This is a genomic window from Bacillus massilinigeriensis, from assembly GCF_900117315.1.
In the GTDB taxonomy this organism is placed as follows: domain Bacteria; phylum Bacillota; class Bacilli; order Bacillales; family Cytobacillaceae; genus Bacillus_BE; species Bacillus_BE massilionigeriensis.
Map to the genome: position 1 here is coordinate 2,750,617 of NZ_LT630337.1, position 20,391 is coordinate 2,771,007.

The 20,391-nt window shown below is 35.5% G+C and carries 24 protein-coding genes and 1 riboswitch; of the genes, 6 read left to right on the forward strand and 18 right to left on the reverse strand.

Annotated features, from left to right (window positions below; translation table 11 throughout):
- Positions 1-112: 112 nt before the first annotated feature.
- The 7 genes from BQ6100_RS13695 to prsW form a co-directional block, all read right to left on the reverse strand.
- Positions 113-700, reverse strand: coding sequence for a lysophospholipid acyltransferase family protein (locus tag BQ6100_RS13695; RefSeq protein WP_075982147.1), 588 nt, complete (start codon positions 698-700; stop codon positions 113-115).
- The gene (gene cmk / locus BQ6100_RS13700) at positions 697-1,371 is read right to left on the reverse strand and encodes a (d)CMP kinase (RefSeq protein WP_075982148.1); all 675 of its coding nucleotides are present in this window, start codon (positions 1,369-1,371) and stop codon (positions 697-699) included. The genes BQ6100_RS13695 and cmk overlap by 4 nt, the downstream gene beginning before the upstream one ends.
- 168 nt (positions 1,372-1,539) lie before the next feature.
- Complete coding sequence (locus BQ6100_RS13705; RefSeq protein WP_075982149.1) at positions 1,540-1,719, reverse strand: YpfB family protein; 180 nt, start codon at positions 1,717-1,719, stop codon at positions 1,540-1,542.
- Positions 1,720-1,769: 50 nt separating this feature from the next.
- Complete coding sequence (locus BQ6100_RS13710) at positions 1,770-2,429, reverse strand: flagellar brake protein (protein ID WP_075982150.1); 660 nt, start codon at positions 2,427-2,429, stop codon at positions 1,770-1,772.
- A gap of 122 nt (positions 2,430-2,551) precedes the next feature.
- Positions 2,552-3,901: a germination protein YpeB gene (gene ypeB, locus BQ6100_RS13715; protein ID WP_075982151.1), complete on the reverse strand. Its 1,350-nt coding sequence runs from the start codon at positions 3,899-3,901 to the stop codon at positions 2,552-2,554.
- Between the two features lie 14 nt (positions 3,902-3,915).
- Complete coding sequence (gene sleB / locus BQ6100_RS13720) at positions 3,916-4,821, reverse strand: spore cortex-lytic enzyme (RefSeq protein ID WP_075982152.1); 906 nt, start codon at positions 4,819-4,821, stop codon at positions 3,916-3,918.
- A gap of 176 nt (positions 4,822-4,997) precedes the next feature.
- On the reverse strand, positions 4,998-5,672 hold the full coding sequence (prsW, locus tag BQ6100_RS13725) for a glutamic-type intramembrane protease PrsW (protein ID WP_075982153.1): 675 nt from the start codon (positions 5,670-5,672) through the stop codon (positions 4,998-5,000).
- A gap of 112 nt (positions 5,673-5,784) precedes the next feature.
- Here prsW and BQ6100_RS13730 point away from each other — a divergent pair, with 112 nt between their 5' ends.
- Positions 5,785-6,759 (forward strand): asparaginase, encoded by a 975-nt coding sequence (locus BQ6100_RS13730; protein ID WP_075982154.1) that lies wholly within the window; start codon positions 5,785-5,787, stop codon positions 6,757-6,759.
- Positions 6,760-6,813: 54 nt separating this feature from the next.
- Here the strand turns inward: BQ6100_RS13730 and BQ6100_RS13735 are convergent, their stop codons facing one another.
- From BQ6100_RS13735 to BQ6100_RS13755, 5 genes are all read right to left on the reverse strand, one after another.
- Complete coding sequence (locus BQ6100_RS13735; protein ID WP_075982155.1) at positions 6,814-7,797, reverse strand: YpdA family putative bacillithiol disulfide reductase; 984 nt, start codon at positions 7,795-7,797, stop codon at positions 6,814-6,816.
- Positions 7,798-7,951: 154 nt separating this feature from the next.
- Positions 7,952-9,217, reverse strand: coding sequence for a Glu/Leu/Phe/Val family dehydrogenase (locus BQ6100_RS13740; protein ID WP_075982156.1), 1,266 nt, complete (start codon positions 9,215-9,217; stop codon positions 7,952-7,954).
- Positions 9,218-9,539: 322 nt separating this feature from the next.
- Entirely contained in the window at positions 9,540-10,115 is a 576-nt protein-coding gene (locus tag BQ6100_RS13745; RefSeq protein ID WP_075982157.1) for a genetic competence negative regulator, read from the reverse strand.
- 115 nt (positions 10,116-10,230) lie between these two features.
- On the reverse strand, positions 10,231-10,977 hold the full coding sequence (locus BQ6100_RS13750) for a metallophosphoesterase (RefSeq protein ID WP_075982158.1): 747 nt from the start codon (positions 10,975-10,977) through the stop codon (positions 10,231-10,233).
- 172 nt (positions 10,978-11,149) lie between these two features.
- Entirely contained in the window at positions 11,150-11,785 is a 636-nt protein-coding gene (locus BQ6100_RS13755) for a CBS domain-containing protein (RefSeq protein WP_075982159.1), read from the reverse strand.
- 240 nt (positions 11,786-12,025) lie between these two features.
- On the opposite strand from BQ6100_RS13755, the gene BQ6100_RS13760 reads away from it, so the two are divergent.
- The 3 genes from BQ6100_RS13760 (at position 12,026) to BQ6100_RS13770 (ending at position 13,149) form a co-directional block, all read left to right on the forward strand.
- Positions 12,026-12,256, forward strand: coding sequence for a spore coat associated protein CotJA (locus BQ6100_RS13760; protein ID WP_075982160.1), 231 nt, complete (start codon positions 12,026-12,028; stop codon positions 12,254-12,256).
- Positions 12,253-12,513, forward strand: coding sequence for a spore coat protein CotJB (locus BQ6100_RS13765; RefSeq protein WP_075982161.1), 261 nt, complete (start codon positions 12,253-12,255; stop codon positions 12,511-12,513). Before BQ6100_RS13760 ends, BQ6100_RS13765 begins: the two co-directional genes overlap by 4 nt.
- Positions 12,514-12,579: 66 nt before the next feature.
- Complete coding sequence (locus BQ6100_RS13770; RefSeq protein ID WP_075982162.1) at positions 12,580-13,149, forward strand: manganese catalase family protein; 570 nt, start codon at positions 12,580-12,582, stop codon at positions 13,147-13,149.
- 29 nt (positions 13,150-13,178) lie between these two features.
- On the opposite strand, the gene BQ6100_RS13775 is transcribed toward BQ6100_RS13770, so the two are convergent.
- From BQ6100_RS13775 to BQ6100_RS13795, 5 genes are all read right to left on the reverse strand, one after another.
- Positions 13,179-13,637 carry a YpbF family protein gene (locus BQ6100_RS13775; RefSeq protein ID WP_075982163.1) on the reverse strand — a complete coding sequence of 153 codons (459 nt, stop codon included), beginning with the start codon at positions 13,635-13,637 and terminating at the stop codon, positions 13,179-13,181.
- A gap of 176 nt (positions 13,638-13,813) precedes the next feature.
- A complete protein-coding gene (locus BQ6100_RS13780) occupies positions 13,814-14,524 on the reverse strand; it encodes a LysM peptidoglycan-binding domain-containing protein (protein WP_075982164.1) in 711 nt (236 codons plus the stop codon).
- Positions 14,517-15,128: a CPBP family intramembrane glutamic endopeptidase gene (locus BQ6100_RS13785; protein ID WP_075982165.1), complete on the reverse strand. Its 612-nt coding sequence runs from the start codon at positions 15,126-15,128 to the stop codon at positions 14,517-14,519. The genes BQ6100_RS13780 and BQ6100_RS13785 overlap by 8 nt, the downstream gene beginning before the upstream one ends.
- Before the next feature lie 22 nt (positions 15,129-15,150).
- Positions 15,151-16,635 (reverse strand): RecQ family ATP-dependent DNA helicase, encoded by a 1,485-nt coding sequence (locus BQ6100_RS13790; protein ID WP_075982166.1) that lies wholly within the window; start codon positions 16,633-16,635, stop codon positions 15,151-15,153.
- Positions 16,626-17,690: a helix-turn-helix domain-containing protein gene (locus BQ6100_RS13795; RefSeq protein ID WP_075982167.1), complete on the reverse strand. Its 1,065-nt coding sequence runs from the start codon at positions 17,688-17,690 to the stop codon at positions 16,626-16,628. The genes BQ6100_RS13790 and BQ6100_RS13795 overlap by 10 nt, the downstream gene beginning before the upstream one ends.
- Positions 17,691-17,993: 303 nt before the next feature.
- Here BQ6100_RS13795 and BQ6100_RS13800 point away from each other — a divergent pair, with 303 nt between their 5' ends.
- Entirely contained in the window at positions 17,994-18,242 is a 249-nt protein-coding gene (locus tag BQ6100_RS13800; RefSeq protein ID WP_075982168.1) for a ferredoxin, read from the forward strand.
- Positions 18,243-18,349: 107 nt separating this feature from the next.
- On the opposite strand, the gene BQ6100_RS13805 is transcribed toward BQ6100_RS13800, so the two are convergent.
- On the reverse strand, positions 18,350-18,931 hold the full coding sequence (locus tag BQ6100_RS13805; RefSeq protein WP_075982169.1) for an ECF transporter S component: 582 nt from the start codon (positions 18,929-18,931) through the stop codon (positions 18,350-18,352).
- A 165-nt stretch (positions 18,932-19,096) separates the two neighbouring features.
- A riboswitch (FMN riboswitch) is annotated at positions 19,097-19,230 on the reverse strand.
- Positions 19,231-19,390: 160 nt separating this feature from the next.
- Between BQ6100_RS13805 and BQ6100_RS13810 the strand changes: the two genes are divergently transcribed.
- On the forward strand, positions 19,391-20,326 hold the full coding sequence (locus BQ6100_RS13810) for a manganese-dependent inorganic pyrophosphatase (protein ID WP_075982170.1): 936 nt from the start codon (positions 19,391-19,393) through the stop codon (positions 20,324-20,326).
- Positions 20,327-20,391: the final 65 nt, after the last annotated feature.

The following is a 20,391-nucleotide window of genomic DNA, read 5'->3' on the forward strand; positions in this document are numbered from 1 at the left end:
ATGAGTTGTAGTTTACATAATAATTACAAATGATTACTCATTTGACTTAGCATTAAATTACCCTTTTTACTAACTTCTTACAAAAGCTTTATTTTGTCAAGCGAGAAATCTTCTATCTATTTTCCTCAATTAAACCCTTTATCTGAGCCATTATTGCCTCTGTAACCTCTTTTGCAGAGGCCTTTCGCTCGCGATATTCACTCATATCCATTGGTTTTCCATAAACGACTTTCAGCCTCTTGAAGGCTTTATATGGACCGATGATTGCACAAGGTACGACTAATGCATCAGACCTTAATGTAAAAAAACCTGCACCAGCTAATCCTTTACCTAATTCACCAGTCTTACTTCTATGTCCTTCAGGAAAAATCCCAAGGACCTTTCCTTCATTAAGAACAGCAAGGCCTTTCCTTAATGCCTCGCGATCACTCATTCCACGTTTTACAGGCACGATATTTAAGTTTAATACAATTTTCCCCAAGACCGGTACATGTACTAATTCCTCTTTTGCAAAAAAATGAATGGGACGGGGTGCTGTAATTCCAACAACTGGAGGATCTAGATTATCGATGTGGTTCGTACAGATTAGTACTCCACCTTCTTTTGGGAAATTCTCTGTACCGATTACATCAAACCGGTAAATCGGTTTTAATAATCCGTACACAACTGACTTTGCAAATGAGTAAAACGTCAAAATCATCCGATCCTTTCCTTAGCCAATGCAATGATTTTTTCAACGACTTCTTCAATTGATAAGGAAGTGGTATCAATTTCAATTGCATCCTCCGCTTTTTTAAGTGGAGCTACTTCCCTTTCTGAATCAAGCCTATCACGAGTGGCGATTTCTTCCTTTAATTTCTCTAAATCAGAGGGATACCCCTTTTGTAAATTTTCATTATGTCGTCTAATTGCCCTTTCTGTGACACTAGCAAGCATAAAGATTTTCACTTCTGCATTTGGTAGAACATGTGTACCAATATCTCTTCCATCCATGACAACACCACCATCTGCAGCAAAACCTTGTTGTCTTTTCACCATCTCTTCTCGAACAAGTCGATGCTTGGACACTGTTGAAACAGAATTGGTCACCTCAGGTGTTCGAATCTCTGTTGTTACATCTTTTCCATCAAGGTAGACCAACTGACCTTTTTCACTAGGAAATAGCTCAATTTTGGTTTCATGTAATAGGCTGATGAGTGTTCTTTCATCCTCCATATCGACTGCATTTGAAATTGCCTTGTATGTTAATGCACGATACATAGCCCCTGTGTCAATATATATGTATGAAAGTCGTTCAGCTACTATTTTTGCAACCGTGCTTTTTCCTGCAGCTGCTGGTCCATCTAATGCAATTGAAATTTTCTTCATAATGCCTCCTAATTCATCTACGTTGTTTCTATACCATTATTATTTTAACATATGTATGTAAAATCCTCTCATGTTAACTTGTGATTTTTTGTAAATTTCTATCCTATTGGAATCAATAGAAAAGAAAAAACGCCTGGCACCATATATGGTTGCCAAGCACCTAAATAGGACTCATTCTCTACTTAATGTCTCTAAAAAATCAGTATAATTATTTTTTCCGACACCTTCGTATTGTGTGAGCTTTTTAAGCTCTGGAAAATGATTATAATGGTGAAAAACGATTTGCGTAATGAATAAAAAGAAACATTGAACAACAATAATTTTTATAAGGATTTTTTCAAATGTCTTCATGAGAAACTCCGTTTTTACTACCATTATTGGATGTTTCAGATGTTTTTATGCTACAATTCAATGCCTTTTTTCTTTAAAGCTAATTGTCTTTCAAAGCAAAAACGTAGGAGTAATTGTCGCTCATGTGGACTTGGATTGATAAATTGAATGGATATTTTGATCAAATCTTTGTTCATTGGAATGATTCTGACCACTTTACTCTCTAGTTTCATATAGTGGTAATCCCCATTTTGCATGGGCAATACTAACCAGATATATATTTTCATCCCTTGCTTCAGCTTCGTTTCACTATTTGTGATGATTGCAACTCCACCTGCACTTATATCATCTGTTACAGCTGTAAATGGCGCAAATTCAATTTCTTTAGGGTGGATGGCCACATCGACGGATGTTTCGATCCTAACGAATTGTCTTCGTTGGATTTTGACCAAATGCTCCTCTCCAGGATAGGACAATTTGAGCATAGGAATGTTTTGCCTCACTCTACCTAAAACCTCAGACTCAAATAAATATACGGTGCCATTGCTATCTAAAAAGGTGCATTTTAACTGAGTTCCATCAAGAAGAAAAGCAGTCTTGTTTGTATCATTATTTATTGGATAGTCTATGTATATATTGTTTCCTTGCTTTTCGACTAATTTACATCTATATTTCTCAAATTTATCACTGTACTTAAGTTCTAAGGTGATGATATCACCAATTTTAATCATGCTTCCCACATTCTTTCTGTAGTTACAGTTTGCATTACTTATTATGACACGCTTCTTTTGCCGGAGCAATAATAAGCAGAAGATATTCTCGTAAAAAAAGAAAGGAATCTCAATTCCTTTCTTTAGACGGCGTTTTCATATATAGGTTCTGCATTGTTTAATTTTTCTACCTTTTCCTCGTCTCCAGATTGAGCATTAATAAAAATCCTATAGGTATCCTCGCCCAAGGTCCCTAAAAATTCATAACATAGAACCTCTTTATTTAAATCGTTCAACACAACAGCGAGACGGCTTTCCATGACCTTAAGCTTCGGATTGACCTCTTTCTTCGCCTCATTTTCCTTCAGCTTAGGTTTTGTGATATTTCGAGTATGATGTGTTTTTAAGTAGTCTTCTGCTGAAAATCCTAGAATATTTCCATTATCAAGAGCAACTTTTATTTTTATCGATTCGGGATAAATTCTTACCCCGTCTTGCTCTGTTACAAAAGTAAAGACACCAATATGATCATATTGTGCACTTTCAAAAGGGACTAAGCTTTTAAAGTTATGAGCTTTTAAAAACTTAGCAGCTCGATTACTCGCATCATTCAAACTAATTTTTTGCTTATTCACATCCCTTGATAATATAAACCAAATCGGATAACCGCCTTTTTTGGTGATATCCATATTCGCTTCTTCGTTTGAGCCTTTATGTTCAATAGATATACTATAGAAACCATAATCAGAACCTTTGCCACTTTCTGTTACCTTCACATCCACATTCGTTCCTAACCCGGAATACTTCTTGGCAGTTGAAACTGCCTCATTTTTTGTAATGATTTCACCCTTTAAATGCTTATAATTCTCATCTTGCTTCTGCATACCGACCATTGTCGCCCCTAATTCCGTCTCTCCGAAGCTTTGGACAGTTTGTTCAACTGTTTTAAATCCATCAATAATCGTGTTATCACCAGATTGCTTTCCGGTAGCAAGTGCTAGCTCAACGTCCATCCATCTTAAATTATTCTTTAAGACTAAGTGTTGAACCTTTCTTAGTTCACTTTGAATATCAGCTGATTGGTCGTAAAGCTTTTGAAGAGTGGAATATTCTTTATCAGTAAGCGGTTCTTTATCCAAATCTCTAATTGCCGTACGATAACTAAAGTCCCCAATATTAGCCAGAAATTCTTCTGTTTTATTAAAGGGTAATAATGTGAGTGGCAGCTGTCCAACATCAATATGGGCGTCTGATGTAATTTTCCAAACCTCCGCGAGCGATGGAGAAAGCGAACTTCTAGAATTCATTGCAAGTGTAGACCCTATTTTGTCATTTAATAAATCCATTTGAAAGGTTAAATCATGGAAGGCTCTCTGGTAATTATTTTCAGCATTTAATAGTACGGCATTTTTTTCTCGGTGTTCCTGGTACCCCCAAAACGCAGTACCCGCTACTCCTAATACTAAAACCGCAATTAAAATTCCTCTAAGCATGATTTTTCACCTCACTATTTACAGAATATATGCTTCCCTATTCGCTTAATTTGAGGTCTACCCCAAATCCACGCGCTCGTAGCTGTATCAGGATTAAAATAATAAATAGCCTCTCCAGTTGGATCCCATCCATTTATTGCGTCAAGAACAGCCTTTTTTGAGGTCTCATTCGGGGTTAGCCATATTTGTCCATCTGCTACGGCTGTAAAAGCCCCTGGCTCGAAAATGACGCCTGAAACTGTATTTGGGAAAGATGCACTTTGAACACGATTTAATATTACGGATGCTACGGCAACTTGCCCAATATATGGCTCACCTCTTGATTCTCCATGAACTGCATTAGCCATTAACTTAATATCATTTTGAGAAAAGCCATTTGGAACATTTGCAGCTGTTGCTCCTTTGGCAGCGGATGCTTTTGGTTTTGATGTTGTGTTCGTTTTTGCTTTTGGTGTTGAGTTCGTTTTGGCTTGAGTATTTGGTTTTGCCGCAGGCTTTTTGGCCGGAGCTGCGTTTTTCCCATTAGGTTTACTTTGTTTCGAGATATCTACACCACCGTAATGGGTAAATTTTCCTCCTTTGTTGATTTGGTCCAAAACATATTGTTTATTATATTTTGAAGCCTTTACTAATTTCGCCTTCGTCGTTGCTCCTGCAAGTCCATCAATTGGCAATCCAAATTCATATTGAAAGTTTCTTAATGCCCAATAGGTACCCCATCCGAATACTCCATCTATTTTTCCATTAAAAAACCCTAAGTACTGTAATCTCGCTTGTAGTTCGATTACATCATCACCTGTTGCTCCTTGTTGGATGACTTGATTCGAAAAGGCGTTTGCTTTTTGTACAAAAGGATTTGATGGAATAAACAAAATACTAAGGGTGACAACTAGTAAAACTTTCAAATATTTCATTGTCATTTGTTTTAACCCCCCCAGGTGTCAATCATTTTACAGTAAACCTATTTTTTGTAGAAGTTGGATTTTTATTCAAAATTCCTTAATAGATTTAATTTTAGATTAGATAATACACCACTCTACCTTTGAATTATTAGGAGCTTAACAAACAAAAAACCCTTCATTTATAAATGAAGAGTTTATTGAAGACTTATTTGTTTGCGAGCATATTGAGCACTTAAAGCTCTTGCGCTTTTTACCTTTTTTAATCCAAGCCACCATAAAAAAATCATAAAGGGTAAAATATAATTTAACCAATGCTCAATGGAAATAAGGATATAATCATAAACACCGTGGAGAAAGATTGGAATAAGTAGAGATAATATTAACCATTTATTCTTAGATTGTAACGTAAATTTGCCTTTTCCAAGATAGTATCCCATAATTACTCCGAATAAGGCATGACTAGAAACGGGAAGAAATGCACGACCAAAGGCAAATTCTAAACCATTCGAAATAAGATATAGGATATTTTCAACTGTGGCAAATCCAAGTGAGACAGCAGCACCATATACCACACCATCATAAGGTTCATCAAATTCAACATGTTGGTAGGCTGTATAAAAAAGAATAAACCATTTAAAAAATTCCTCTAACATTCCTGTATAAACAAAGGCATTGACTATATTTGAATTCAGCATGTTTTCCGAACTTAATACATGCTGGATAAACATTATTGGAAAAACAAGTAAAGCACCGAAAATAAAAGTTCTGAAAACCATTGGTAATGGCTCTGATTCATATTGGTCTTTTAGGTAGAAGTAACTTAGCAAAGCCATACCAGGTGCTAACCCTGCGGATAATATTCCCAGCATGAGAACCCTCTTTTCAATCTGTTTTCTTAATCGTATCATGTAATGTAAAGAAAGAAAATGGATTATTCACTTTTGGGAATATCTTATTATTAGGAATTACTGGAGGAGAGAAATGAAGAAAAAAATATTGGTTATTCACACAGGCGGGACCATCTCTATGAGTGAAGATACAGAAACAGGAGCAGTGAAACCAAGTGACACTAACCCAATAAAAGAAAGAACGAATGAACTTTTGCAGCTTGCCGATTTAATTGTTGAAGAACCCTTTCAATTGCCATCCCCTCATATAACTACAAAGGAGATGCTTCAAATAAAGGGGATAATTGAAAGGAAAATAAGTGACGATCACATTAGCGGAGTTGTTATTACCCATGGAACGGATACTTTGGAAGAAACAGCCTATTTCTTGGATCTTACTGTAAAAACTTCCATTCCCATTGTTGTCACTGGGGCGATGCGTTCTAGCAACGAGATTGGCTCAGATGGCCTTTATAATTTAATTTCTTCTATAAGAGTCGCAAAATGTGAAGAAGCAAAAAATAAAGGGGTATTAGTCGTTCTAAATGATGAAATTCATACAGCTGAAAACGTAACAAAAACCCATACTAGTAATGTATCAACCTTTCAAAGTCCACAGTATGGACCCATTGGAATTGTAACAAAGAGAGGGATCATATTCCATCATGCACCAACTAAAAGAGAATGCTATGATATCAAAGATGTTTCAAAAAGGGTTGTACTGATTAAAGCACATGCCGGGATGGATTCTTCTCTATTATTAGCGATAAGGGAATTAGGATTTGATGGGGTTGTTATCGAAGCACTTGGTCAAGGAAACCTTCCTCCTGCTACGATTGAAGGAATTAAGGCATTACTAATGGATAAAATTCCGGTCATTCTTGTTTCCCGATGTTTTAACGGTATTGCACAAGATATCTATGAATATGAAGGCGGGGGGAAACACTTGAAAGACTTAGGGGTGATTTTCTCAAACGGTTTAAACGGGCAAAAGGCAAGGTTAAAGTTATTAATTGCCTTAGAAACAACGAATTCACTTAAAGAAATTGAAGAGATCTTTCAAGTATAATCACTTTTATTTATAAAGATAACCAAAGACCTTTCGAGCCCTTGGTTATCTTTTTTAATTATTTTCTTTTTCTTCCCGCTCTTTTATCGCTTTTGCAATTTGTCCACCATGAAAGCGACCATTTTCAATAAATATTTCATTAGCATTATTACCTGCAGCAATGACACCAGCAATAAAAATACCTGGGACATTCGTCTCCATTGTATCCGGATTATAAATTGGTCTTCCTGTTTCTTGTTCCACCCCAACACCCATGGTCTTCAAGAAACTATGATCAGGATGATAACCAGTCATCGCAAACACAAAATCATTTTTTATCTCAATTTCTTTCTTTTCTTTTACATAAATGACTGTCTCTTCACGGATTTCTTTAATATTTGCATTAAATTCCATTTTGACTATTCCATTTCGAATCAGAGAGTCAAACTCTGGTAAAATCCAAGGCTTAATGCTTGGAGAATACTCATTCCCCCTGTATATCACCGTTACTCTCGCTCCCGCTTTCACGAGCTCCAAGGTTGCATCAACACTTGAATTCTTTCCTCCAACAACCACTACATCTTTATTGAAATATGGATGAGCTTCCTTAAAATAATGGAATACCTTAGGTAAATCTTCACCGGGAATATTCATATAATTTGGATGATCGTAATACCCTGTCGCTACAATCACATTTGGGGTAATATATTCATCCTTTTCGGTGATTACAATAAAATTCCCATCCTCCTGTTTTTCGACCGATAGGACCCTTTCAAATGCATTCACTCTTATGTCTTTTCTTTTTACAACCTCACGATAATAAACAAGTGCCTGGTTTCTTTTTGGCTTATACTCTTCCGTTACAAAGGGGACTTGTCCAATTTCAAGCTTTTCACTTGTACTGAAGAATGTTTGGTGAGTAGGGTAATGATAAATAGCATTAACGACATTTCCTTTTTCAATGACCAATGGTTCTTTATTAATCTCCTTTAAAGAGATTGCTGCAGCTAAACCACATGGGCCACCCCCGATAATAATCGCATCTTCTTCTTTTTTCATGTTTTTCACTCCTTAAAAGGATGATATCTTAATAATAAGATAGGCTATCTCAAAAACGCAGGTGCCAAGCACCACACCACTCTATATCCGGTTTCAATTCTTTCAAAAAAGAATCTAGATATAGAACTTTGTAATGCCAGGCACCTTTTAATTATTATATCCAGCCGCGGAACCTTGAAGCTTCCGCCATTTTCCTTACACCAACCATATAGGCTGCTAAACGCATATCTACGCGACGAGTTTGTGCAGTTTCATAAATATTGTTAAATGATCTTACCATTACACGCTCTAATTTTTCATCTACTTCTTCTTCTGACCAATAATAGCCCTGATTGTTTTGAACCCACTCAAAATAGGAAACTGTGACACCACCTGCTGAGGCTAAAACATCAGGTACTAATAAAATTCCTCTTTCAGTTAAGATTTTAGTAGCTTCTAATGTGGTTGGACCGTTAGCCGCTTCTACGACGATCTTTGCATTAATATTATGAGCATTTTCTTCAGTTATTTGATTTTCAATGGCAGCCGGAACTAAAATATCGCATTCAAGCTCAAGTAGTTCTTTATTTGTTATTGTATTATTAAATAGTTTAGTAACCGTGCCAAAGCTGTCTCTACGATCTAATAAGTAATCGATATCTAGTCCATCCTTATTATATAAAGCGCCATAAGCATCCGATATACCGACAACCTTTGCTCCGGCATCATGCATAAATTTAGATAAGAAGCTGCCTGCATTCCCAAATCCTTGTACGATAACACGGGCGCCTTTCAATTCAATTCCTTTTCTTTTAGCTGCCTCACGAATACAAATGGTTACCCCTTTTGCCGTAGCTGATTCACGACCATGTGAGCCACCTAAAACTAGTGGTTTTCCTGTAATAAAACCTGGTGAATTAAATTCATCAATTCGGCTATATTCATCCATCATCCATGCCATAATTTGTGAGTTTGTAAATACATCTGGAGCCGGAATATCTTTTGTTGGACCGACTATTTGGCTGATAGCTCTAACATATCCGCGACTTAATCTTTCTAATTCGCGAAATGACATATCACGTGGGTCACAGACGATACCACCCTTTCCTCCACCATACGGAAGATCAACGATTCCACATTTTAAACTCATCCATATTGAGAGCGCTTTAACTTCTTTTTCAGAAACGTTTGGATGAAATCTTATTCCACCCTTAGTTGGTCCCACTGCATCATTATGCTGAGCACGATAGCCAGTAAAAATTTTTACCGAACCGTCATCCATTCTTACAGGGATTTTCACAGTCAACATTCTTAATGGTTCCTTCAGCAATTCATATACCTCTTCAGGATAGCCTAATTTTTCTAATGCTTTATGAATAACAGTTTGAGTTGATATTAATACATCATGTTTTGTATTTTCAGTACCCTTTTCGGCCACCATTCGTTAACCCCCTAAAAATCACTTTTTCTAATGTGCCGTATCAGTCACAAGTATACACCTTTAATTAATATATTCAAGATGAAAGATACACTTTTTCACATTTCTTGAAGCAAAATGTAACCGCTACCATATAACGTATAAAGGCTTTTCCTCATTTTCATAGGAGCTAATGCAGCTTGTCTCATATATAAAATGGATGTATATTAAATCGGTTTTATACAAAAGATGAATCGGTCATAAATTCCCAAAATAATCCTCTTGATTACTTCATATATAAAGGCAAGCATTTGCTTGCCTCCAGACTGTTATCTTCTATTTGTTATTAACGAAAATGTTGAAGAATTTCTTTGACTGCTTGGTTTTCAATGATCCGTTTGCCGTACTCCTCAATGTAATGGATACTAGAAAAGGAACATTGGCCATATTCTGCAAGAATGGCAGTAATATAATCAAGATCGTCGTTAAGTACATCATTTATATAAAAATAATATGTTTGATTCATATGATATAAACTACCTTTCAAGTAACCAGCTGATTGTAACCTTTTGGAAAGCTGAATTACATCTTCAAAATCAATAAAGGAAAAGAGTAATTCTTCTCTTCCGTTAAACGAAACATGCATCTCAAGAAAGGGATCATTTAAATTTTCTTCCTCTTGGTCTTCAATCGTTACAATCATAATCATTCCTTGAGCTTGGATGGAAAAGATTTCAACAGCAACTGAACCATGAAAATCTACCCCAAATTCCTCGTTTGCTTCCTCAAGCATTTCATGAAATAATTGGTGCCATTTCAGAGAATCCTTCCATATATCCTCTTTAGTTAAACCCCTATCAGATAGATCATCTGTTGTTAAAAATATTTTTATCTTATTATAGGTTAATCGTTCCAAGCGCATCATTATGCCTCCTGCCTTGAACAGAACTCTTGCTTTAGTGTATGAAGCATTTGTTAGTTGGTGATTCGACTAGACTTGCCAAGGCACGGCTTATAATAAAAATTAGATAACTATTTTAAATTTCCTTCAAATTTTTTGTTAAAGTAATTAAATGAGTTTCGGCTTTTGCTCCAAGTCTTAATGGAAGCATCGTCGTCCCGTATCCATTACTGATAAGCAAAACCGTATCATTAATTTTTTCTATCCCACCTTTTTTAAAGGGACTGTAACCCAAAATATGAATCTGTCCCCCATGGGTATGTCCACTTAAGATAAGCTGAATTTGCTGATCAGAATTTATTTTCTCGATAATTTTCGGATTGTGGCTTACTAACACCTTAAACTTTATCTCTCCTGTATCTAATAGAGCTAGGTCTAGTCTGTCTCTTTCTTGACTAATATCATCAATCCCTAATAATGCAAAACGTTCTCCTAATTCCGATTCAAAGGTTGCAGATGTATTATCGAGAATCTTCACTCCGTGTTCTAAAAGTGTGGCATCAAGTAAGTGGTAATCTATTTCATAATCATTATTTCCCCAAACGAAATATATTGGAGCTACCTTCTTTAATTTCGTAAGGTTTGTTCCAACATGGTCTAAGGAAACATTTTTTTCAAGCAGATCTCCGCCAATTATCACAATATCTGCCTTCCCTTTCACTTCATTAATAATCGAATCATCGATGATCCGCTTATGAATATCTGAAATAAAGAATAAATGTATCTGCCCGAAACTTCCTGGAAAATCGGAGAATTCTAAGGTGTGATAAACCACCCTATTCTCATAAGCTTCTTTATACATATAAACAAATACGCTGACCATAACAGCCAATATTATAATAATTAAAAAATATGTAATAAGCGTCAGCCTCCTTTATTATTTTCCCTTTTATAAATCAACTAATAAAATGACATTTCGAAAAAGAGGTCATCAATTTTTCCTTGTTATTATGAAAATCCCTTCCAAACTCCTTGTCTGGAAGGGAAAGATTATATTATTGGTCTTCATGAATATCTAGTACTCTAAATCCTGATTCCTCAAGCTTTTTAATAAATTTCTCGCTGTAGCCCTTCTTTTCGATTTTCATTACGATCCTTCTAACGAGCTTATCCGTTTCATCAAATGTGACCAAAGAAATGATTTTGATTCGAAAATTATGAGCGATTTCAGATAAACGAGCAAGTCTTCCTTCCGTTTCAACCGATGTAAAGGTAATCCGTACACCTGGTCTATTTTTTCCAAAAACCGATTGGAATTGCTCCAGTACATCTGCTCGCGTTACGACTCCTAAAAACTTACGATTTTCTTCAACCACTGCCAACAGTGGAAAGTCCTTTAATTCAATTAAGGTTTCTTCGAATAATTCTTTCCCTAATAAGAATTTATTTTGATGGGATACGATTTCCTTGACTTGAGTTTGTTTTAAGAAAACCTCTTTTGGTTGATTCGATTTAAAATAATTTTCATATATATTGTATCTTGTCACAACCCCAATGTATTCGTCTTCCTTTAAAATAGGCATTCCGTCAATCTTATTTTCCTCTAATTTCTCTAACGCAGCCTCCAACGTGTCCGTTTCTTGAACTGAAATCGTTAAATGCTTAGGAATCATAATACTCTTAACAAACATCGTCATCACCTCATGTAATTTGGCCTATGTATATATTTCCACAAATCCAGATTAATTTCCTCTTTTCACTTTATTATCAACATAAAAATAGAATTCTTTTCATACAATCAATTGATTAAGTGATACTTCTACTTATAGAGGGGGAGTCTTTTTCTCTTAAGTCTTTTATGATAGATAAAACTCTAGGATCTCTCTCTAATGTGTGGCTTAATCAATAATAACATAAAAAGGAGGATATACATGTTCTCGCATCATAAAGCTTACTATCCTTTTGTAAGCCCGTTCGATCCCTGTCCCCCAATCAAAGTTAAAACCTACTCCACACCGCCTAATCTTTTTCTAGGATTTCAACCCCCAAACCTTCCACAATTTAGTCCAATGGAAGCACTTAGAGCTGGAACCTTATGGAAGGTTTTTTATGATCCATACTTTGGTCCTAATGAAAGACCTAGGGAGGGTGGAAATCCATGAAACAGATGCCAAATGAGTTTTATCAATTAATGGAACAGCTTCAAGCAGTTGATTTTGTCTTAGTGGAACTAACCCTCTATTTAGATACCCATGACCAAGATGTGGAAGCGATTAATCAGTTTAATCACTTTGCTAAGGAAAGAAGAAGGTTAAAAAAAATATTTGAAGAAAATTTTGGGCCATTATTGCAGTTCGGTAACAGCTTTTCCGGTACACCATGGAATTGGAATGATCCTCCTTGGCCGTGGCAATTATGATTGCCTGATTAGATCATAATCAAATAAAGGCAAGATTTACCTTTATTAAAGGAGGGAGAAATAGCAATGTGGATTTATGAAAAGAAACTCCAATATCCAGTAAGAGTAAGTATATGCAATCCAATGCTAGCTAAATTTTTAATTGAGCAGTATGGTGGTGCCGATGGGGAACTTGCTGCCGCACTTCGTTATTTAAATCAACGTTATACCATTCCAGATAAGGTTATTGGCTTACTGACAGATATTGGAACAGAGGAGTTTGCCCACCTCGAAATGATTGCCACCATGGTGTATAAGTTAACTAAGGACGCAACTCCAGAACAATTAAAGGCAGCTGGCCTAGGGGATCATTATGCTGACCACGATAAGGCATTATTTTACCACAATGCCGCTGGCGTCCCTTGGACTGCTACTTACATTCAAGCTAAAGGCGACCCAATCGCAGACCTATATGAAGATATCGCTGCTGAAGAAAAGGCAAGAGCGACATACCAATGGCTCATTAACTTAAGTGACGATCCTGATTTAAACGATGGATTAAGATTCTTACGTGAGCGGGAAGTTGTCCATTCCCAAAGGTTTAGGGAAGCAGTTGAAATTCTAAAAGAAGAGCAGGGCAAAAAGCAATTTTTTTAGAATTGCAGAAGCAGCTTTCTAGCTGCTTCTTATTTACTTTCATAAAAGAGATTGATGTCATAATTATTTTTCATCATTTCAAAGACTTGATGGCGATTCTTCCATGCCTCTTCCTTTTTCCAAAGATCCTTACTCTTATCAACAATTTCTCTCCTTAAGTCATGAAATTCTTTTTCCGCCTTTTCTCGTTTCTGTTTTAATAGGTTCATTAAACCAAACAATCCAATGGTTAGAATTAACATATATAGGTTTTTAGAGTTATCTACAAATGCAGAAAACATAGACCAGAAAGAATATGAATAAGGGAGTATAATTGAATAGTATAAGTAAAGCAAATATATGAAGCTTGAGATGATCGTTAACCAAATAATGAAATTATGCCTAAATTTATATTTTTCAAATTTCCTTTTCTTGTCAACAACCTTTTGGAGCATCTGTTTTGTTGCAAGGTCCGTATTTTCATCAAGCATCATTATTGGTGTTTCCAAACGTATCCCTCCAAAAACGCAATAATAGTGGAAAGTGAAATAAACACAACAATAATAAATCAACTACAACTAAATTTATGTGCTTGTCTTAAGGAATATGACAATATTGATACCTTTAACAATAAAAATAGCCTATACCATTTAAAACCTAAAATGGTATAAGCCTTTATTGTTTATTATTTGCTTATTGGGATTTGTAAAACTTGCCCTACTTGAATCTCTTCTCCCTGAATATGGTTTGCTGCCTTAATCTTCTCGATTCCTGACTGTGATTGATAATACTTCATCGCAATACTAAAAAGAGTTTCTTTTTTCTGGACTTTATGATAGACAATGGTTACGTTTTTTTCCTTTTCAACTTCGCGATTGTCTTCCTTCTTCGTTTCCTCTTTAACTACTTTTCCGTTACTAGTTTCTTCAGTCTCCTGTGAGGAAGCTGAATTTTTATCATCGCCGGCCTGTTGATTTGTGTTTGTTGGTATGGAAGGTTCAATCAGATCTAATTCATCTTCATCAGATTCAGAATTGAAATTCGTATCATCAGAAGGTGATATTTCATCCTCCTCCACAGAATCACTTTCTATATCTACCGTTTCAAACTTACTATTATCAACACTAGCAGTCTTTGTTTTCCCATTATTTTGATTGTCCAGATATGTGTAAACACTAAAAATAGTAATAGGAAGGAGAATAAAGAACAAGACTAATAGACGAATAAGCGGGTATTTTATCTTAATCTTTGTCTTCTTTTTCCTATGTTTTTGTTTATGAGCTTCTGACCTAGAAGGCAATTGGTCTTTGATATGATTGCTTTGATCCTCTTTTTGCAGTACGACTCTTTGCCTTAACCTTTCAGCTTGATCTCGATATGGATCTTCTTTATTCATTGGTAATCCCTTCCTGTTCATCATCTTTCTTCTTTTGTGAAATCGAGATAATAATTCCCAACAGAAAATCTATGACAAAATGCATAAAAATCGTTTCTACTAAATTCCCTGATGTATCATAAATAAACCCTATTAAAAAACTTAATGCAACTATATTTGTGAATAAAAACCAATTAAAAAGATAGCGAAAATGGACAATTGCAAAGATACAGCTAGAGACAATTAAACCAAAGTGGGTTTGGATAATGCCTCTAAACAGAATCTCCTCACTAAACGCAACAACCCCAGCTATGAATGCAATTTGAAGGATTCCCTTATTGCGAAAAATTCTATTATTTAGACCCCCATCATCGTAAAATCGTGGAGGAAGAATCTTCATTAATACATGATCAAGAATCACAACTCCAAGTCCAACCGTTCCACCAATAAGGTAGCTATTTGCGTCATTAAAACGAAACAACTCAATAAAAGAAGAGAATTCATCAAATAATATCATACCTAAAATGAGGGAAATCGTTAATAGTAATATTTGCGTAAGATATAGATGGAATAACAATTCCTTATCAGTCATCTGTTTAATTAATTCTTCTTGTCTATTTTTCATTACTAAATACCCGCTCACTCTTCTAAAATAGTTCTCTCAAATATTCCTTCCAGTTAAAAGGCTCTGCCATCACTTCTTCAACTTCTTTTACTTGAAACAATTCCAAATCAATGCCACATCGGTCACAACATTGATCCACCTTATAGTTTAAACTTTCTCCAAAATAGTTGAGAATTTTTTCTCTTTTGCATTCGCCAGACTTTATCCAATTTTTCATGTCATGTATATTGCGTCTCTTTGCTTCGATTCTTGATTGAACAAAGGACTTGAATTCCAAGAATCGTGGTTCATATTCTGTTGAATCTTTAGAAAGATTATTAATAAATTCAAGAAGTATTCTCCATTGAGTTTCGGATGCACCGATATACGAGCAAATCTCTATACTTTTTTCCTCTATATGCTCAATTAAGTTTGGATCCATTTGAATTTCACGATATATCCACTCAATTTGTGCTAGACTAGGTATTTCCCTTTCAATTAGCTGATATGCGAGCTGCTCGTCTCCCTCTGAATAAAGAAGTATGGCAATGCTTGGTTTTCCATCCCTTCCTGCTCTACCGATTTCTTGAACATAGGATTCTAATTGCAGAGGAAGGTGAAAATGGAGGATATAACGAACATTTTCCTTATTTATGCCCATTCCAAAAGCACTGGTCGCACAAACCACGTCAAGCTGACCATGAATAAATTGCTGTTGAATCAGAATACGGTCCTCCTGGGTCATCCCTCCATGATAGGCATTGGCTTTTGCATGGCCATTCCTCTTTAGTTTGTCTGCCATTTCCTCTGCTAATCTTTTACTAGAAAAATATATTATTCCTGGCCCCTTTAAAGATTGAACAAGCTCTAAAGTTCTTTTTATCTTATCATTTATATCTCCTACATTCTCAATTAGCATTGAGATATTGGGACGGTCAACAGAAGCAATATACTCCTGCCAATTACCTAATTTTAATGAATGGGTTATATCCTGAATCACTTTATTTGTAGCTGTCGCCGTTAGAGCAAGTGTTAATGGACTTTGGAGCTTAGCTCTAATATCTCCTAATTTCAAATAATCCGGTCTAAAATCATACCCCCATTGTGAAATACAATGGGCCTCATCAACCACAAATAACGAAATGGAAAGCTTCTGTAATAAAACAATCATATGTTCCATGCTCAGCATTTCCGGAGAAATATAAATGAATTTATAATGATTTAACCGCTTTAAAACCTCTCTTTTTTCATCCTTACTTAAAAAAGAGTTAATTGCTACTGCCCTTTTCTCCCCCCTCATTGCCATTTGCTCGACTTGATCCTGCATTAATGACAATAAAGGAGTAACAATTAGTACTTTTCCGGGAAGGAGGTACCCTGGCAGCTGATAACAAAGCGACTTTCCGGTACCCGTAGGAAGTACAGCTACGGTATGATTTCCTCCAATAATAGAGGAGATGACTTCCCTTTGACCAGGCTTAAAGGATTCATATTGAAAATAGGATTTTAATGATTTTTCTAGTTCCATTCTTTCTCTCCATATTTCGCCATTACTAATCTGATTTCAAAATAACTAGCCTCTTGAACTAATTGCCGTATTTGCTTTAACTGTTTAGAAGATGCATTCTGAACTGCATGAAGAATCTTTTCTTGCCTTCCTTTACTGACATAGGGTAGAATATCAAAATCTTTAACATTAATTACAAGCTCCACAATGTGATCCTCTATCGTATTACTTTTCAGCTTTCTCATGTGTGCAATCTCATCGATTGTGTATCCTTTTTGAACTAACGAAAATGTCTTTTTCGTAGAAATCGTTAATGGTACCTTGATTGAATAATCATCAATAATAGATTGGATGAAAGGATAGTTTTTTGTGTCTGAAAGTAAACTTTCAAGCATATAATGTAGTACATTTATAAATTGGACATGGTACTCATAAAACTCGATATGTAGTTCCTCCGCAGCTTGTTCAGGAGTTAATCCATAATTATTAAAACCAGAAAAACGGATGACCAATGTGGATGGATTAATCTCTTCCTCACTATCCAATATCGATAAAAGCTCCTTGTAAAGGATGCTAGCTATACTTTGCTTACTTACCTTTTTAGTGTGGATAAATTTTTTAACCCACAGCTGGATTTCTTTATCTTTTTGAATAGGTAAGTATTGGACATGATTCCTATTGAGATTGGAACTAACCTGAACAAGCAATGAAAGCCTACGCCAAAAAACATCTGAAATTGTATGGTATTGCCACCCGTTTACATGTTTAGGAAGCGGATTATGGCTTGGAAAAGCATCTAATCGTGCACTACCCTTACCTGTTATCTTGTAAATCTGATCAGAAATCTTTTCTATATACCCATCGGACTCTAAATGATGAATAGCTTGATCAAACATGTTTCTTGATAAGGTTGGATATAAATAAAAAAGTTTGCTCAAATGGAAAATGTGGGAATCCTGTATTGTTTGTGATGATTTTTTTCCCTTCAGCAAATGGAATATAGAGTAGACGGTTCTTTCAGCATTTATTTTCTCTAAACAATATAGAATTACTACTGAACAATAATTTAAATTCATAAGGCCCACCTATACTAATCATTCAACTTCTAGTTAATTTAGGATAACAAGGAAATACTAATTCAAGAATAGTATCCATCCTGATTACTATCTATTTTAACATGAATATGAAAGAAACAATGGCCTTTGTATGATTTTAGGAAATTTTGTCATAAACCTTTTTGATAAGCATTCTCAATACTTTTTCTATTGAAAAGTTATCCATACAGTTTTACAATAGGGTTTATAGGAACTGATTCCATACGATTTAACATGGGATAGAATAAAGATATTTATGTTTATTTTTTTGGGAGGTTATTTTTCATGGCAAAGTATACGATTGTAGACAAAGAAACTTGTATTGCATGTGGGGCATGCGGTGCGGCTGCACCAGATATTTATGATTATGATGATGAAGGTATTGCCTTCGTTACGCTAGACGATAATCAAGGAATTGTAGAAATTCCAGATGTGTTAATTGATGACATGATGGATGCATTTGAAGGTTGCCCAACAGATTCTATCAAGGTTGCTGACGAACCATTTGATGGAGATGCTACAAAATTTGAGTAATAAATATTGAATATTAGGCTGATTCCTTGGAGTCAGCCTTTTTTATTGGTTAAATACAATTCGATAAAAAAAAAACAACGGTGCAGTCCGTTGTTTTGTTGTCTATATTAAGCATTCCGAAATGAACTTTGCTTTCCTATCCAAGAATGCATCCTTGTAAAAATAAGCATAAAAACGATACTCATCGCTAAACCCTTAACAATATTAAAAGGCAATATTCCTGCTGCAATGTATTTTATTGCTTCTGCAGCTGCCATTGCCGGCATATTCACAAAGAATGTGTATGCAGGAAGGAATACAAAGTAATTAAGGAAACTCATGATTACAGCCATAGTAACTGAACCAATCACTAATGCTAAAGTCATTCCTTTTTTTGTTTTTAATTTTTGATAAATATAATAGGTTGGTAGAATAAACAGCAGCCCTGCAATGAAATTGGAGGCATGTCCAATGGGTATTCCTGTCTCACTACCCGTCATAAAATAATCCAAAATATTTTTTATTAATTCCACTAAGATTCCTGCCAATGGGCCAAATATTAAGGTTGCCATTAATGCAGGAAGATCGCTAAAGTCGATTAGTAAAAAGCTTGGGAACATTGGTAGTGGAAAGTTTAACAGCATTAACAAATATGCGATACTACTAAACATTCCGATTGCTACGAGCATTTTAATTCTTTGGTTTTTCATTTTCCTCTCTCCTTTTTAGGACCTATCTCACCTAAAGAAGAAAGGTTCAGCAGGAAATAAGCATATGTAAATGAAAAATCCCTCAAGAAGATTACTTGAGGGAGAATTTACATAGGCACGCTTAATAAACATTCAAAATCTGCATTTTTTGAATGTCCGCAGAACCTCCACCTTCTCCCATCCAGACTTTACTGTCGGCTTTGGAATCGCACCAAATCCTGCCCCTAAAACAAGGCTCGCGGGCTTAGAGTTGCCTCATCACCGCCGGTCGGGAATTTCACCCTGCCCCGAAGATAGACCAATATTTAATTAAATCAAACCAATTATAACCCACTACATCATATTTGTGAATAAAAGTTACTCAATTCGTAAGATTTTTTTGTTGATTTACTATTTTTATGATAAATTTATAAGGTAAAAACAAACTACATAATTTTTCTATAACCAAAGGAGAGTACTATGGAAAAGGTATTTATTTTCGGTCACAAAAACCCAGACACAGATTCAATTTGTTCATCGCTTTCCTATGCGGACTTAAAAAAACAATTGGGATTAGATGTCGAACCCATTCGCTTAGGTGAAGTTAATGCTGAAACTCAATTTGCTCTAGACACATTTAAAGCAACGGCACCTCGACTTGTTGAAAATGTATCAAATGAGGTAAACAATGTGATTCTTGTTGACCACAACGAGCGTCAACAAAGCGCTAATGATATTGATCAAGTCCGTATTTTAGAAGTTATTGACCACCATCGTATTGCTAATTTTGAAACAAGTGATCCATTATATTACCGAGCAGAACCTGTTGGTTGTACTGCAACCATTTTGAAGAAATTATATAAAGAAAATGGTGTGGAAATCCCTAAAGAGATAGCAGGATTAATGCTTTCAGCAATTATTTCTGATTCTTTATTATTTAAATCTCCAACTTGCACAGAAGAAGATATTGCCGCTGCACGCGAGCTAGCAGAAATTGCGGGTGTCGATGCAGAAAGTTACGGATTAGAAATGCTAAAAGCCGGGGCAAATTTAAGTGAGAAAACTATTGATCAACTAATTTCTCTTGATGCCAAGGAATTTCAAATGGGAAATTATAAAGTTGAAATCGCTCAAGTGAACGCTGTTGATATTCAAGACGTAATGTCCAGAAAATCGGATGTTGAGGATGCGCTAAATAAAAAAATCGATAGCAAAAACTTAGATTTATTTTTATTTGTTATAACAGATATATTAAACAACGATTCAACAGCGATTGCATTAGGACGTTCAGCTGATGCAGTAGAAGAAGCGTACAATGTGACATTAGAAAACAATTCTGCTTTATTAAAGGGTGTCGTTTCACGCAAAAAGCAAATTGTTCCTGTTTTAACAGATATCCTATCTGGAAGAGGATAATTTTTAAGAAAACGCAGTCCATTGGTCTGCGTCTTTTTATTTTAACAAGCTCCCAAAATTAGCAA

Bases quoted from the DNA above. Each gene is read 5' to 3' on its own strand.
- BQ6100_RS13710 (WP_075982150.1), bottom strand. From the start codon at position 2,429: ATGATTAAAATTGGTGATATCATCACCTTAGAACTTAAGTACAGTGAT.
- BQ6100_RS13760 (WP_075982160.1), top strand. From the start codon at position 12,026: ATGTTCTCGCATCATAAAGCTTACTATCCTTTTGTAAGCCCGTTCGAT.
- BQ6100_RS13810 (WP_075982170.1), top strand. From the start codon at position 19,391: ATGGAAAAGGTATTTATTTTCGGTCACAAAAACCCAGACACAGATTCA.
- BQ6100_RS13705 (WP_075982149.1), bottom strand. From the start codon at position 1,719: ATGAAGACATTTGAAAAAATCCTTATAAAAATTATTGTTGTTCAATGT.
- BQ6100_RS13795 (WP_075982167.1), bottom strand. From the start codon at position 17,690: ATGAATTTAAATTATTGTTCAGTAGTAATTCTATATTGTTTAGAGAAA.
- BQ6100_RS13735 (WP_075982155.1), bottom strand. From the start codon at position 7,797: ATGAAAAAAGAAGAAGATGCGATTATTATCGGGGGTGGCCCATGTGGT.
- BQ6100_RS13730 (WP_075982154.1), top strand. From the start codon at position 5,785: ATGAAGAAAAAAATATTGGTTATTCACACAGGCGGGACCATCTCTATG.
- BQ6100_RS13740 (WP_075982156.1), bottom strand. From the start codon at position 9,217: ATGGTGGCCGAAAAGGGTACTGAAAATACAAAACATGATGTATTAATA.
- BQ6100_RS13790 (WP_075982166.1), bottom strand. From the start codon at position 16,635: ATGGAACTAGAAAAATCATTAAAATCCTATTTTCAATATGAATCCTTT.
- BQ6100_RS13800 (WP_075982168.1), top strand. From the start codon at position 17,994: ATGGCAAAGTATACGATTGTAGACAAAGAAACTTGTATTGCATGTGGG.
- BQ6100_RS13755 (WP_075982159.1), bottom strand. From the start codon at position 11,785: ATGTTTGTTAAGAGTATTATGATTCCTAAGCATTTAACGATTTCAGTT.
- BQ6100_RS13745 (WP_075982157.1), bottom strand. From the start codon at position 10,115: ATGCGCTTGGAACGATTAACCTATAATAAGATAAAAATATTTTTAACA.
- BQ6100_RS13750 (WP_075982158.1), bottom strand. From the start codon at position 10,977: ATGGTCAGCGTATTTGTTTATATGTATAAAGAAGCTTATGAGAATAGG.
- BQ6100_RS13765 (WP_075982161.1), top strand. From the start codon at position 12,253: ATGAAACAGATGCCAAATGAGTTTTATCAATTAATGGAACAGCTTCAA.
- BQ6100_RS13805 (WP_075982169.1), bottom strand. From the start codon at position 18,931: ATGAAAAACCAAAGAATTAAAATGCTCGTAGCAATCGGAATGTTTAGT.
- ypeB (WP_075982151.1), bottom strand. From the start codon at position 3,901: ATGCTTAGAGGAATTTTAATTGCGGTTTTAGTATTAGGAGTAGCGGGT.
- BQ6100_RS13770 (WP_075982162.1), top strand. From the start codon at position 12,580: ATGTGGATTTATGAAAAGAAACTCCAATATCCAGTAAGAGTAAGTATA.
- BQ6100_RS13695 (WP_075982147.1), bottom strand. From the start codon at position 700: ATGATTTTGACGTTTTACTCATTTGCAAAGTCAGTTGTGTACGGATTA.
- prsW (WP_075982153.1), bottom strand. From the start codon at position 5,672: ATGCTGGGAATATTATCCGCAGGGTTAGCACCTGGTATGGCTTTGCTA.
- BQ6100_RS13780 (WP_075982164.1), bottom strand. From the start codon at position 14,524: ATGAATAAAGAAGATCCATATCGAGATCAAGCTGAAAGGTTAAGGCAA.
- sleB (WP_075982152.1), bottom strand. From the start codon at position 4,821: ATGACAATGAAATATTTGAAAGTTTTACTAGTTGTCACCCTTAGTATT.
- BQ6100_RS13785 (WP_075982165.1), bottom strand. From the start codon at position 15,128: ATGAAAAATAGACAAGAAGAATTAATTAAACAGATGACTGATAAGGAA.